Origin of the sequence: Reyranella soli, from assembly GCF_007992495.1 — a bacterium.
Taxonomy (GTDB): domain Bacteria; phylum Pseudomonadota; class Alphaproteobacteria; order Reyranellales; family Reyranellaceae; genus Reyranella; species Reyranella soli.
In genome coordinates, this window is record NZ_BKAJ01000111.1 from 15,041 (window position 1) to 28,329 (window position 13,289).

Genomic DNA, 13,289 nt, shown 5'->3' on the forward strand with positions numbered 1-13,289 from the left:
ATGCCGTCAAAAGCCATGATGTGGCACAAATTGTCCATGGCTCGACTGTGCTGGCGAGGCGGCTTGGCAGCATTCCTGTTCATTTTGGCAGGAAGCGCGTTTGCCGCGCCGCGACTGGAGCGCGAGCGCTGTTCCTTCAAGCCGCCACGCGGCGATCGCGTCGAATGCTTCGTGCTGATCGTGCCGGAGAATCGCGAGCAGCCCGAAGGCCGCGAAGTGCGCCTCAAGGTGGCGGTGCTGAAGGCCAAGCGCACGGCCGGCGCCGAGCCGATGGTCTATCTCTCCGGCGGTCCGGGCGATGCGCCGCTGGTGGCTTCGAGCCCGGGCGCCGACGCGCTGGCCGAAGGCGACTGGTGGAACGAGACCGCCAACATCCGTCGCAAGCGCGACGTCATTATCCTGAGCCAGCGCGGCGCGGGCGGCGCCACACCCAATCTCGACTGCTTCGATCCGCGCACCAGCGAGCCCGCCAAGGCGCGCCGCCGCGCCGTCACTGAAGAGCAGGAACGCGAGATCCTGACGCGCTGCCGCTCCGGGCTCGACCGGCGCAAGATCGATCTCGGCATGTACACCACGCCGGCGCTGGCCGACGACGTGGCCGATCTCGCCGCCGCCATGTCGCTGTCGCGCCTCAACATCTACGGCGTCTCCTACGGCACGCGCTGGGCGCTTGAGGTGATGCGGCGCCATCCCAACCTGGTGCGCGCCGCCGTGCTCGACGGCGTCTACCCGCCGCAGGTCAATGGCGAGCAGAACGAGCCCGATATCGTGCGCCGCGCCTTCGAGCAGCTCTACACGGACTGCGCCAACGACGCGCTGTGCCGCGAGCGCCATCCGACGCTGCGCGGCAACGTCGAAAGCGCGATCGAAGCGGCGCAGGGCAAGCCGCTGGAGCTCAAGCTGCAGCTCGAGGACGGTCCGCAACCCGTGCAGCTCGACGGACCCAAGCTCCTGATGGTGCTGCTGCACATGATGCGGGAAGGCGAGGCGGCGCTGATCCCCGAGACGGTCGCTGCCATCCAGCGCAACGACCTCAGGCTGCTGAAGATGTTCGCCGAGGATCTGGAGAGCAACGACGGCGGGCTGCTCGAGCAGAACGCCCAGCAGTTCGACGGGCTCTACAACAGCATCGAGTGCCGCGAGACCTGGGCCGCCGTCGATCGCGCGGCGCGGCGCAAGCAGATCGAGGCGAGCGGCGTCTACGGCCTCACCGCCAAGACCAGCAAGTCGCCGGCTTTCTGCCCGGTGTGGCGCGTGGCCCCGGCGCCGGCGGCGGAGCGTCAGCCGGTCAAGGCGACGACGCCGACGTTGCTCTTGAGCGGCACCTTCGACTGGCTGACGCCGCCGGCCTGGGGCCGCGAGGCCGCGCGCCATCTCGCGTCATCGCGCCATGTCGTGTTTCGCGGCCAGGGCCACGGCGTGGTCGTGCAGGATCCGTGCGCGGCGCGCCTGCGCGACGCCTTCATCGAGGATCCCGAGCCGAAGCGCGCGCTGCCCTGCCGCGCCGACACGCCGCCGAATTTCACCGCGGCGTTCGAGCGGGCACGCAATCTGCCGTAGTCATATGCGGACCGCGGGCGGTCCGATTTGCTTTGTGTCAAGGACTGTTGCGCGGCCATGGCACTCTGAGGGTGGCCAGCCACCGAGCGCGATTTTTGCTTGCATCGACGATGCTCGGGCGCGCTGGCCCGGAAGTCGCTAGATTAGACACAAAAAAACAGTAATAATGGACCGAAACGATATCCCGAGGCAGCCGTGCCGGAATTGTCTGCGTCAGGCGCCGCTTTAGGGGCACTGGCTGCCGCCGCCGTCTTCGCCACATTGGTGCGCGGCGCGGCGTTGGCGCTCGTCTACCCGCTTTGCGCCGTGGCGGCGCTGGTGCTGGGCGCTGTCGACCTGCGCGTCCTGCTGACGGGAACGGAGCTGACGCAGCAGCTGCCGATCGGGCTGCCGACCATCGGCCTTCATCTGCGCCTGGACCCGCTGTCGGCGTTCTTCGGCATCGTGGTCAACGGCGGCATTCTGGCGGCCAGCGTCTATGGCATGGGCTTCGACCGGGCCAAGGAATTGACGCGGCGTGTCGAGCCGCTGTTCCCGCTGTTCGCCGCGGCGATGAACCTCGTGCTGCTTGCTGACGATGCTTACGCCTTCCTGTTCTCCTGGGAGTTGATGTCTCTTGCGTCGTGGGCGCTGGTCGTCGCCCGCCACGCCGATCCGGAAAGCCGGCGGGCTGCGCACCTCTATCTGGTGATGGCGGCGATCGGCACGGCGGCGCTGCTGTTTGCCTTCGGCGGACTCGCCGGACCGGCCGGCGGCTATGCCTTCGACACGATGCGCGGCCATCCGCCCCAGCCGATGGTCGCTGCGCTGGTGCTGGCGGCCGCGCTGATCGGCTGCGGCTCGAAGGGCGGACTCGTTCCGCTGCATGCCTGGCTGCCGCTCGCTCATCCGGCGGCGCCGAGCCACGTCTCCGCGCTGATGAGCGGCGTCATGACCAAGGTGGCGATCTACGGCTTCGTCCGCATCGCCTTCGACCTGCTGGGACCGCCCGCCTGGTGGTGGGCGCTGCCGCCGATCATCCTGGGCGCGCTGACGGCGGTGCTGGGCCTGCTCTATGCCGTGCTCGACCGTGACCTCAAGCGCGTGCTCGCCTACTCGACGATCGAGAATGTCGGCGTGATCTTCGTGGCGCTGGGCTTGGCGCTCGCCTTCCGCGCCAACGGCGAGCATGAGGCTGCGGCGGTCGCCATGGCAGCGGCGCTGCTGCATGCGCTCAATCATTCCTGGTTCAAGTCGCTGCTCTTCCTGGGGGCGGGTGCCGTGCTGCACGCCACCGGGCGGCGCGATCTCGACGGGCTGGGCGGTCTCATTCATCGCATGCCGCGCACCGCCGCTTTCTTCCTGGTGGGCGCGCTCGCCGCCTCCGCCTTGCCGCCGCTCAACGGCTTTGTCTCGGAGTGGCTGCTGTTCCAGGCGGTCATCGCTGCGCCGGCGCTGCCGCAGGCGGCGCTGCATTTTGCTTCGCCGGCGATCGGCGCCATGCTGGCGTTGGCCGCGGCCCTCGCGGCCGCCTGCTTCGTGCGCGTCTACGGCACGGCGTTTCTCGGCCGGCCGCGCAGTGCCGAGGCTGCCCAGGCGCACGACGTGCCGCTTGCTCAGCAGATCGCGATGGGTGGGCTCGCCTTCCTGTGCATCCTGGGCGGGCTGCTAGGCAGCGTGTTGGCCACGGCCCTGGCGCCGGTCCTGGCCGATCTCGTGGGCGGCGGTCTGCCGCGGGCGGGCAGCGGCCCCACGGTGTTCTCCCTCGTTGCCTTCGATCCGGCGCGCAGCGTCTACGACGCGCCGGTCATCGCGCTGTTCGTCGCCATCGCCTCGCTCACGACGCTGGTCGTGGTCCATCGGTTGTCGGCGCGGCGCACGCGCCGCGGCCCAGCGTGGGATTGCGGCTTTCCCGACCCATCGCCGGCCACGCAATACACCGCCTCGAGCTTCGCCCAACCGCTGCGCCGCGTGTACGGCACCGCAGCCTTTGCGGCGCGGGAGACGGTCGTGATGCCGCCGCCCGGCGACAGCCAGCCGGCGCGGTTCTCGGTGGTGCTGGTCGACCATGTCTGGCGCGCGCTTTACGCGGCGCCCGGTCGGGCCGTGCTCGGCCTTTCCGAGCGCCTGAATGCGCTGCAGTTCCTCACCATCAGGCGCTACCTCGTCCTCATGTTCGCCGCCCTCGTCATCCTGCTCGCCATTGCGGCGGTGACGACATGACCGGCGACTTGCTCGTCCAGTTCCTGGCGCAAGGCGCCCAGATGACCTTCGTGTTGCTGATCGCGCCGCTCGCCGTCGGCGTCGTGCGCCGGGTGAAGGCGCGGCTGATGCGCCGCCAGGGCCCGCCGCTGCTGCAAGGCTATTTCGACCTGGCCAAGCTGCTGCGCAAGGAATCGGTGATCGCCGAGAGCGCCTCCTGGCTGTTCCGTTCGGCGCCCTATCTGATCTTCGCGTTGACCTGGGTGGCCGCCGCCCTGGTGCCGAGCTTCGCCTCGGGCCTGATGTTCAACTGGGCGGCCGATGTCGTGGCGCTGGTGGCGCTGCTGGGCGCGGCGCGCGCACTGCTGGCGCTGGCCGGCATGGACGTCGGCACAAGCTTCGGCGGCATCGGCTCGTCGCGCGAGATGATGATCGCCACGCTGGCCGAGCCCGCCATGATGCTGATCGTGCTGACGCTCGCCATCGCTGCCGGCACGACCCGCCTGGCCGGCGTGGCCGACTTCTTCCTTGCCGAGCCGTTCGCCGTGCGCGTGTCGCTGGCGCTGTCCCTGGTGGCACTGGTCATCGTGGCGCTGGCCGAGAATGCCCGCATTCCCGTCGACAACCCGGTGACGCACCTTGAGCTCACCATGGTCCATGAAGCCATGGTGCTGGAATATTCCGGGCGCCACCTGGCGCTGATCGAGGCGGCGAGCCATCTCAAGCTGGTTCTCTACATCTCCCTGCTGATCTGCCTGTTTGCGCCGTTCGGCATGGCCCCGGCCAGCGCGGGCGTGACGGGCTGGCTGATCGGCCTCGCGGCGTGGACGGCCAAGCTCCTGTTCGGCGCTGCGCTGCTCGGCCTGTGGGAGGTCAGCATCGCCAAGATGCGGGTCTTCCGCCTTCCCGACTTCGTCGGCATCGCCTTCGTGTTCGGCTTTCTCGCCATCCTGCTGGCCTTCCTGACGCGCGGGGTGTTCGCGTGAACCAGGCCTATGAGATCTCCCACCTGCTTTCCGGCGCCATGCTGGTGACCAGCTTCGCGCTGCTCTACCAGCAGCGCGTCGCCGCCGTCCTCAATGCCTTCGCCGCCCAATCGATCGTTCTGGCGCTCGCCGTTGCCTGGGCGGCCTGGTCGAGCAACCGGCCGGACCTGTTCATCACGGCGCTGATCGCCTTCACCTTGAAGGGCATCGTCATACCGGTGGCCCTGCGCCGCACGGTGACGCGGCTCGGCATCCATCGCGAGGTCGAAAAGGTCGTCGGCGTAGGTGCCGCCCTGCTGGTCGGGCTGGCGCTCACCGGCCTTGCCCAGGCGCTGGTGGTCAAGGTGGCGTCGGGAACGGCCAGCCACGCCCGCGAGGAGCTGGCGCTGGCGCTCGCCATCATCCTGCTGGGCTTCCTGATGATGATCGTGCGGCGCAACGCGGTGACCCAGATCGTGGGCTTCATGTCCATGGAGAATGGGCTGATCCTCGCCGCCACCGGTGCGCGCGGCATGCCGCTCGTCGTCGAGGTCAGCGTCGCCTTCTCGGTGCTGATTGCGCTGTTCGTGTTCGCGGTCTTCGTGTTCCGCATCCGCGAGCGCTTCGATACCGTCGACATCGAGGCGCTCGACCGCATGCGCGGGGATCGCCGATGATCCACGCCTACCAGCTCGTCGTGCTGGCGCCCTATGCGGCGGCGCTGGTCCTGGTGGCGATCCCGGGCTATCGCGTGGGTGCCGTCCTCAATGTGCTTGCCTCCGCCGCGACGCTTGCCGCCGGCCTGTGGCTGATGGTGAGCCAGGGCGTCGTCGGCGAATACGCCATCGTCGATGAGTTCAACGTCGTCTTCATCGTCATCAATACCTTGGTCGGCTTCACGACCGCGCTGTTCAGCGCCTCCTACATCGGCCACGAGATCGAGACCGGCCGGCTGCCGCCCGGCTTCGTGCGGTTCTATCACGCCATGTTCCAGGCGATGATGGGCTCGATGAACGTCGCGCTCGTCGCCAACAACATCGGCGTGATGTGGGTCGGGCTGGAGCTGGCGACGCTGATCACCGTGGTGATGGTCGGGCTCTATCGCACGCCGCAGGCGATCGAGGCGGCATGGAAGTATTTCATCCTGGCCAGCGTCGGCATATCGCTCGCTTTCTTCGGTACCATCCTGATCTATCTCGCCGGCCAGCCGGCGCTGGGCGAGGGCGTCCCGGCGATGACCTGGAGCCTGCTGCAGGCCGCGGCCGCTCAGATGGACCCGGCGATCCTCGACCTCGCCTTCATCTTCCTGCTGATCGGCTACGGCACCAAGGTCGGGCTGGCGCCGCTGCACGCCTGGCTGCCGGATGCGCATGCCGAGGGGCCGACGCCGATCTCCGCCGTCCTGTCGGGCCTGCTGTTGAACGTCGCGCTCTATGCGCTGCTGCGCTTCAAGATGTTGGTGGCCGGCCAGCCCGCGGCGCTCGATCCCGGGCCGGTCATGATCGTGATGGGCCTGGTGTCGCTGATCTTCGCCGCCTTCATGCTCTACCAGCGGCGCGACATTAAGCGGTTCTTCGCCTACTCGTCGATCGAGCACATGGGCCTGATCGTGTTCGCCTTCGGCATGGGCGGGCCGCTCGCCAACTTCGCTGGCCTGCTGCACATGGCCATGCACAGCCTGACCAAGTCGGGCATCTTCTTCGCCGTCGGTCATATCGCCCAGGCCAAGGGCACCCAGCGCTTCGCCGACATCAAGGGGCTCAGCGTCACCCATCCGCGCCTCGCCGTCGCCTTCGCCCTGGCCGTGATCGCCATTGCCGGCCTGCCGCCATTCGGGGTCTTCACCAGCGAGTTCCTGATCCTGACCACGACCTTCGCCCGCGAGCCGTGGCTCGCCCTGCTGCCGGCCTTCGGCCTGCTTATCGGCTTTGGCGCGTTGCTGCTGCGCCTGCAGGGCACCATCTTTGGCGAGCCGGTAGGGCCGGCCCATCGCGTCGACGCCTCGTCCGTGCCGCTGGTCCTGCATCTGCTGCTGGTGCTGGCAGCGGGCATCTTCCTGCCGCCAGCCCTGGTCGCCTGGTTCCAGCGCGCCGCGGAGCTGCTCGGATGAGCGCCGTTGCCCTGGCCCTGGCCGATCTCGTCGACGACCGGACGGCGAGCCCCGACGGCTATGTGCGGCTCGCTGTCGGCGCAGATACCTGGATGGCGCTGGCCGAGGGCTGTGCGGCGGGCCATCACGACCTTGGCGCGCTGTGGGCGGACGACGGCAGGATGTGCCTGGCGCTGAGCGCCCCGTCGCCCGGTATCCGAGCCATCGTGTCGCTCGAGACGGAGGGCGGCCGCTACCCCTCGGTCGCTGCCCGGCACTTGCCGGCGCTCCGGCTGGAACGCGCGGCACGGGATCTCTACGGCCTGCAGCCGATCGGCCTGCCCGACACGCGACCGTGGCTCGACCACGGCCGCTGGCCTGGCCGGCAAAGCGAGGCGCGCTACGAATTCCTGCCGGTCGAGGGCGAGGGACTGCACCAGATCCCCGTCGGACCGGTCCATGCTGGCATCATCGAGCCGGGCCACTTCCGCTTCACCGCCAATGGCGAGACGGTGGTGCGGCTCGAGCAAAGGCTGGGCTACGTGCACAAGGGCGTTGAAAGCCTCATGGCGGGCGCCGAGATCGGGCAGGCGGCGCGCATCATCGGGCGCATCTCCGGCGACAGCACGGTGGCCTATGCCTGGGCCTTCGCCCGCGCCGTCGAGGCCGCGCTTCAATGGGCGCCACCGCCGCGCGCGCTCCTGCTGCGCGGCATCATGGCCGAGCTGGAGCGGCTGGCGCACCACATCAACGATGTCGGAGCGATCTGCAACGACGCCAGCGTGCTCACGATCTACGCCCGCTGCACGCTGCAGCGGGAGGATGTGCTGGCGGTGGCCAATGCCTGCTTCGGCCATCGATTGATGATGGATTGTGTCGTGCCCGGTGGTGTCGCCGCCGATCTGACGCCCGAGGGCGTCGGCCGGATTCGCGGCCTCATGCAGCGTCTTGAGGACACGCGCGCCGAGGTCCTGCGGGTCTACGATTCGATGCCGTCTCTGCAGGATCGCACCGTCACGACCGGCTTCGTCTCCTGCGAGCTCGCGCGCCAGTATGCGGCGGGCGGCTTTGTCGGCCGCGCTTCCGGCCGTGCCTTCGACGCCCGCAAAGACTTCGCCTATGCGCCTTACGACCGCGTGGATTTCGACCTAAAGGTTCGCCAAGCGGGCGACGTCGATGCGCGCCTGATGGTGCGCCTCGACGAGATCGCTGAGAGCCTCAGGATCCTTTCCCAGCTTCTGGGCCGCCTGACGCCGGGCGCGATCCGATCCGATCGACCGGTCACCGCGACGGTGACGGGCGAGGGGGCCGCCCTGATCGAGGCCTTCCGGGGCGATGTCTTCGTCAGTGTCCGCTTCGAAGCCGATGGCAGGCTGGCGCGGGTTCACGCCCGCGACGCAAGCTGGTTCCAATGGCCGCTCCTGGAGGCCGCCATCGAGGGCAATATCGTTGCCGACTTCCCGCTGTGCAACAAGTCGTTCAACTGCTCCTATTCGGGCCACGATCTATGAGGCCACGATGAGATCGTTCCTGCTCGATGCCCTGCGCAAGGGCAAGGCCACCATCGCGCCGCCCAGCCCGGGCGCCGACGCGCTCGAAGAAGTCGCCCGTGCGCTCGGGGAACGGGCCCGCCAGAAGCTCGGCCGCTCCCTTGCCATCCGCGAGGTCGATGCCGGTTCGTGCAACGGCTGCGAGCTCGAGATCCATGCCGTCAACAATCCGGTCTACGACGTCGAGCGGTTTGGCCTGAAGTTCGTGGCCTCGCCGCGCCATGCCGATGTGCTCCTGGTCACCGGACCGGTCACCTGGAACATGCGCGAGGCGTTGCTGCGCACCTACAACGCGGTACCAGAGCCCAAATGGGTCGTGGCGCTGGGCGATTGCGCCACCAATTGCGGCGTCTTCGCAGGTTCCCCCGCGATCGTCGGACCCCTGGCCGATATCCTGCCAGTCGACCTGCACGTGCCGGGATGTCCGCCGGCGCCCCTCGAGATCGTGAAAGCGCTGCTGGCCCTGATGGAGACGCAAGCCTAGCTGGCACGGTTCCAGCTAGGCCCATTGCCTGCGTATAGTCGGCGCGTTGGGATCCATGACTGAAACACAATCATTGAAGCTGCTGCTTTCCGCCTTCGCCTTGCGAACCTGGGGAGAGCGAATCGAAGCAGCCGACGCCGGCCTGTCGTTCGTGACTGCAGAGGAGGCCCTGGCCGCCGAAGGGCCCTCGGCGATCGACATCGCCTTCATGACCCGCGAGGTCACCGGTCGGTCGAGCAAGGACAACCAGTCTCCGGAGCTGCGCGGCTTCGAGGCGGTCTTGCGCAAGTCACCCAAGCTGCGCTGGCTACAGATCCATCCGGCCGGTGCCGAGCGGCCGATCTATCGCGAACTGCGCGACCGCGGCGTCAAGGTGACCACGGCCTCGGGCGCCACCGCCGTGACCGTGTCGCACAGCGTCTTGGGCGCGGTGATCGCCGTCAACCGGCGCTTCCCGCTGCTGGCTGACGCCCAGCGCCGCCATGCTTGGGAGCCGCGGTTGGCCGACCGCTCGCCGCGCGATCTCAAGGGCCAGTGCGCCGTGATCGTCGGCATGGGCCCGATCGGTCGCAACATCGCCTCGCTGCTCAAGATGCTGGGCATGAACGTGGTCGGCGTCCGCCGTACGGCTGAGCCTGTCGAACCCTGCGACCAGACCGTCGCCTACGAGCAGCTTCACACTGTCCTGCCCAAGGCGGACTGGCTGATCCTGTGCTGCCCGGCGTCGCCGGTGACACGCGGCATCGCCAATGCGGCGGCCTTCGCGGCGATGCCCATGGGCTCGCATTTCGTCAACGTCTCGCGCGGCGAGATCGCGATCGAGCAGGACGTGATCGAGGCGCTGCAGAACGGCCGCCTGGCCGGCGCCTATCTCGACGTGTTCGAGCTCGAGCCGCTCGATCCCGCGTCGCCACTGTGGAACATGCCCAACGTGCTGGTCTCGCCGCATACCGCGAGCCATTCGCTCGGCCAGAACGAGGCGATCTTCGATATCTTCCTCGACAACCTCGCGCGCTTCCGCGCGGGGCGCGACCTGCGCAATGACGTCGACAATCTCGCCTGATCAAGCCGCGTTGCGGCCTTTCTGGCTCTCGAAGTAGGCGGCCTTGCGCGCCCGCATGACCTCGCCCAGCGGCCGATGGGCGGCGAGCCCGCTCCAGGGATCGAAGCGTGCGGCCTCGGCTTCAGCAGCCGCGGCATCGACACCCTGCCGCGGCAGGACGAGGCGCGCCGCGATGACGACGGGCGTCTCGGCGTCCGGCCAGGCCACGGACGAGTCCTCGATGGGCGTCGTCGCCTCGTCGACGAAGAACTGCAATTCGAGGTTATAGGTGAGGCCGCCGATGGGGAGCCGCTCGCGCATGTCGGCGACGATGTCCTTGGCGCGCGTGGCCGGCGGCGGATTACCGGCAGGCGCGAGGCGCACCCGCACGGCGTAGGGGCCGCAGCAGAGCGGCGCCACCGTGTTGAAGCGCTCGGCGGCGAAGCCGTCGAACTTCTTGTTGAGCATGCCGAACAGATCGCGCACGCGGCTGAGCCCGCCACCCAGCCCGTACGCCTTGAACAGATGCAGGATGCCGGACAACGGCCCCGGGGTTGCGGCCTCGATGAAATCGATGAACTCGCGGCTGTTGGCGCCCGGCGCGCGATCCTGGTTGATCATCAGGAAGTCCTGATGGTCGGTCGTGCCGCCCAATGCCGACTCGCCCGACACGTTCAGCACCTTCAGGGCGAAGCCGCGGATGTCGGGCACCCGGTCGGCCTGGATGTCGGGCCCGCCGTTCGACAGGCGCACCAAGGCGCGATGTTGGCCGGGCCGGGCGAACAAGCCGTGCCGGGCATGGTCCGGCAACCCGTCGAGCACCTCCAGCGTGCCCGTGGCGGCCAGAAGCTGCTTGCGATGCAGGGCGCGGCCCTGGCCGTACTTCTTCGATCTCGCCTGCTGCAGGTCGCCGATGACCTTGGCGACTCGCACGAGGTGCGCTGCCTCATCGGGCGCAATCCGCTCCCGCCACTGCTTGCTGGGCTGTTTCATTGCCGATCCCCCGTCTGATCCGTTCTACGCCGTCGGACGGGGAGCGGACCAGTCGGCTAGCTCTTGGCGGCCAGGCTCTTGAACAGGGCATCGCTGCGATCGTCGGCCGGAAAGAAGCTCTCGATGCGCACTTCCTGCAGGGTGATGTCCTGCGGCGTGCCCAGCGTGGCGATAGTGGTGAACACCGATAGCGCCTTGCCGCCTACCAGATAGTCGACCGTCAGCACCGGCGGCGGCCGCTCCTCGAAGCGCAGCTTGCGAAACGAGGCCGGCACGTCGGGGTAGCCCATGATCTCCTCGATGAAGGCCAGCGCCTTGGGCTCGCCGCCGTCGGCCAGGATCTCGGCATAGGTCGTCGACACGAGATAGCGCGCCACTTCCTCCCAGTTGGCGATTTTGGGCCGCAGCGCCTTGGGATCGAGCAGCCAGTGCAGGACGTTGGGCGGCTTGCCCGGCGGCGGCGCGGGCGGCGGGCCCTCGAACAGGAACACCGTGAAGGCGGTCGCCGCTTCGTTGCCTTGGATGAAGTTCCACAGCCGGTCGATCACGATGGCGGGGTAGGGCTCCATCTGCTTCAGCATGTGGTCGATCGCCTTGCGCACCGGCAGGAGCTCGGGCGCGGCGAGGTTGCTCTCGCGATAGGCCGGCGCGAAGCCCGCCGCCAGCAGCATGGCGTTGCGCTGGCGCAACGGCACGTCGAGCGCGGTGGTGAGCTGTACCACCATCTCTCGGCTCGGCCGGGCGCGGCCGGATTCGAGAAAGCTGACATGGCGCTGCGAGACACCGGACTGAAGGGCGAGCGCGAGCTGGCTGGCGCCACGGCGCCGGCGCCAGGTGCGCAGCATGGGGCCGAACATGTCGGGCTGTGGGGGAAGGGCGGCCGAGGCCGTTGCAGGGGATGTGCGCATCATGAGGCGGAAGATAGCACCCGGCCGACGGCCCGCCGATTACCTGGGGCGTAATTGCTGGAAGGGCAGTCCAATGCGACGTCTGGCGCGTCGTTTCAGCCAAGGAGGACGTCATGAACGCTTCAACCGACCGCCTGCTGCGCCGCACGCTGTGGGGCAACGCTGCCTTTTCCGTCGTCTCGGGTGCCGTGCTGGCAGCCTTCGCCGGGCCGTTCGCCAGCATCGCGGCGCATGAACCGGTCTCGGTGCTGGGCCTCGACCTCGCGATCGTCTTCGAGCTTTTGGGCGTGGGCGTGATCGCCTTCGGCGCGCTGTGCGCCTGGGTGGCTTCACGTGAAACGCTGCCGCTGGCCTGGGCCCGAGTCATCTTTGCGGCCGACCTCGCCTGGGTGGTTGCGAGCGTCCTGGTGCTGGCAGTGCCAGCGACCTGGAGCATGGCCGGCTTCGTCGGCATCGGCGTCGTGGCGCTGATCGTGGCCGATTTCGCGATCATGGAGTATCTCGGCCTGCGCCGGCTGGGTGCTGCTGTAAACTAGGCACGGCACTCCCTCTCATCTCATTCCTCCCCCGTCATACGGGGGAGGAAGACTCTTTCAAAACGAACGAACGTCAAAGGACACCTCCCATGGACAAGCTTCAGTTCCTGAACGACCACCCGCTGCCTTTCGCCAAGGTCCTGGGGCTGAAGTTCGTCGCCGCCAGCGACACGGCCGTGAAGGCCGAGATGGTGGTCAAGCCCGAGCTCTGCACGCGGCCCGACATACTGCACGGTGGCGCGGTGATGGCCTTTGCCGACACGCTGGGCGCGGCGGCCACCGTGCTCAACCTGCCGGAAGGCAAGGGCACGACGACGATCGAGAGCAAGACCAACTTCGTCGGACCGGCGCCCGTCGGAACGACGGTGACAGGCGAGACCACGCCGATCCATCGTGGCCGGCGGACCATGGTATGGCAGACCCGCATCACGACCGCCGAGGGCAAGCTGGTCGCCGTCGTGACGCAGACCCAGATGGTGCTTTAGCTCAGGCGAGCCGGCGCAGCTTGATTGTCAGCACCAATGCGCGGGCGAGCATCGCCACGGCGCAGACCACGGCGCTCAGCGCCGCCCAGAAGCGGACTTTCTCGAGATCGGGACTTGCGTAGGCGCCGATGATCTCGAGGGCGGCACAGACCCCCACGCCGACCGCCACGGCGAGGAATATCAGCTTGGCGTCGCGTGAGATCATCACGACCGGTTGGTAATGGTCGTGCTGGACGGCGATCATCAGGCCGCGCACGACACCGATGACCAGACCAATCACAGCCGCCGCGGCGAAAGCCAGGCGCGGCTGTCCGGCGCCGATCTGGATCAGGAACAGACCGCTCGCCACGAACAGGGCGGCCACGCCCGGCGCGAACAGGCGCCATTCCGAGATGTAGAAGCGGCGCATCTCGCGCACGACGAGATAGATGGTGGCCGCGGCGCCCAGAGCCAGCAGCAGGTGGACGAGGGACAGGTTGTGGACCATCCCGCGGCC

The 13,289-nt window shown here is 68.3% G+C and carries 13 protein-coding genes; 10 read left to right on the plus strand and 3 right to left on the minus strand.

Annotation, left to right across the window (positions count from 1 at the left end):
- Window positions 1-36: 36 nt before the first annotated feature.
- The 8 genes from RSO01_RS29750 (at window position 37) to RSO01_RS29785 (ending at window position 9,892) form a co-directional block, all read left to right on the plus strand.
- Window positions 37-1,560 (plus strand): alpha/beta hydrolase, encoded by a 1,524-nt coding sequence (locus RSO01_RS29750; RefSeq protein ID WP_170303448.1) that lies wholly within the window; start codon window positions 37-39, stop codon window positions 1,558-1,560.
- 195 nt (window positions 1,561-1,755) lie between these two features.
- A complete protein-coding gene (hyfB, locus tag RSO01_RS29755) occupies window positions 1,756-3,762 on the plus strand; it encodes a hydrogenase 4 subunit B (RefSeq protein ID WP_147154197.1) in 2,007 nt (668 codons plus the stop codon).
- A complete protein-coding gene (locus RSO01_RS29760) occupies window positions 3,759-4,727 on the plus strand; it encodes a respiratory chain complex I subunit 1 family protein (protein WP_147154198.1) in 969 nt (322 codons plus the stop codon). The genes hyfB and RSO01_RS29760 overlap by 4 nt, the downstream gene beginning before the upstream one ends.
- Window positions 4,724-5,383: a hydrogenase-4 component E gene (locus RSO01_RS29765; protein WP_147154199.1), complete on the plus strand. Its 660-nt coding sequence runs from the start codon at window positions 4,724-4,726 to the stop codon at window positions 5,381-5,383. Before RSO01_RS29760 ends, RSO01_RS29765 begins: the two co-directional genes overlap by 4 nt.
- Window positions 5,380-6,816, plus strand: a complete 1,437-nt coding sequence (locus RSO01_RS29770) for a hydrogenase 4 subunit F (protein ID WP_147154200.1) — start codon at window positions 5,380-5,382, stop codon at window positions 6,814-6,816. The genes RSO01_RS29765 and RSO01_RS29770 overlap by 4 nt, the downstream gene beginning before the upstream one ends.
- Window positions 6,813-8,306: a hydrogenase large subunit gene (locus RSO01_RS29775; protein WP_147154201.1), complete on the plus strand. Its 1,494-nt coding sequence runs from the start codon at window positions 6,813-6,815 to the stop codon at window positions 8,304-8,306. The genes RSO01_RS29770 and RSO01_RS29775 overlap by 4 nt, the downstream gene beginning before the upstream one ends.
- A gap of 7 nt (window positions 8,307-8,313) precedes the next feature.
- Window positions 8,314-8,829, plus strand: coding sequence for an NADH-quinone oxidoreductase subunit B family protein (locus RSO01_RS29780; protein ID WP_147154202.1), 516 nt, complete (start codon window positions 8,314-8,316; stop codon window positions 8,827-8,829).
- Window positions 8,830-8,884: 55 nt separating this feature from the next.
- Window positions 8,885-9,892: a D-2-hydroxyacid dehydrogenase gene (locus RSO01_RS29785; protein ID WP_147154203.1), complete on the plus strand. Its 1,008-nt coding sequence runs from the start codon at window positions 8,885-8,887 to the stop codon at window positions 9,890-9,892.
- Here RSO01_RS29785 and RSO01_RS29790 read toward each other — a convergent pair whose 3' ends face one another.
- Both RSO01_RS29790 and RSO01_RS29795 read right to left on the minus strand, forming a co-directional pair.
- Window positions 9,893-10,864: a catalase family protein gene (locus RSO01_RS29790; protein ID WP_147154204.1), complete on the minus strand. Its 972-nt coding sequence runs from the start codon at window positions 10,862-10,864 to the stop codon at window positions 9,893-9,895.
- A 56-nt stretch (window positions 10,865-10,920) separates the two neighbouring features.
- Window positions 10,921-11,775: a helix-turn-helix domain-containing protein gene (locus tag RSO01_RS29795; protein WP_218037496.1), complete on the minus strand. Its 855-nt coding sequence runs from the start codon at window positions 11,773-11,775 to the stop codon at window positions 10,921-10,923.
- Window positions 11,776-11,885: 110 nt separating this feature from the next.
- On the opposite strand from RSO01_RS29795, the gene RSO01_RS29800 reads away from it, so the two are divergent.
- Both RSO01_RS29800 and RSO01_RS29805 read left to right on the plus strand, forming a co-directional pair.
- On the plus strand, window positions 11,886-12,308 hold the full coding sequence (locus RSO01_RS29800; protein WP_147154205.1) for a hypothetical protein: 423 nt from the start codon (window positions 11,886-11,888) through the stop codon (window positions 12,306-12,308).
- Between the two features lie 89 nt (window positions 12,309-12,397).
- Complete coding sequence (locus RSO01_RS29805; RefSeq protein ID WP_147154206.1) at window positions 12,398-12,793, plus strand: PaaI family thioesterase; 396 nt, start codon at window positions 12,398-12,400, stop codon at window positions 12,791-12,793.
- A gap of 1 nt (window position 12,794) precedes the next feature.
- On the opposite strand, the gene RSO01_RS29810 is transcribed toward RSO01_RS29805, so the two are convergent.
- A complete protein-coding gene (locus RSO01_RS29810) occupies window positions 12,795-13,280 on the minus strand; it encodes a hypothetical protein (RefSeq protein WP_147154207.1) in 486 nt (161 codons plus the stop codon).
- Between the last annotated feature and the right edge of the window lie 9 nt (window positions 13,281-13,289).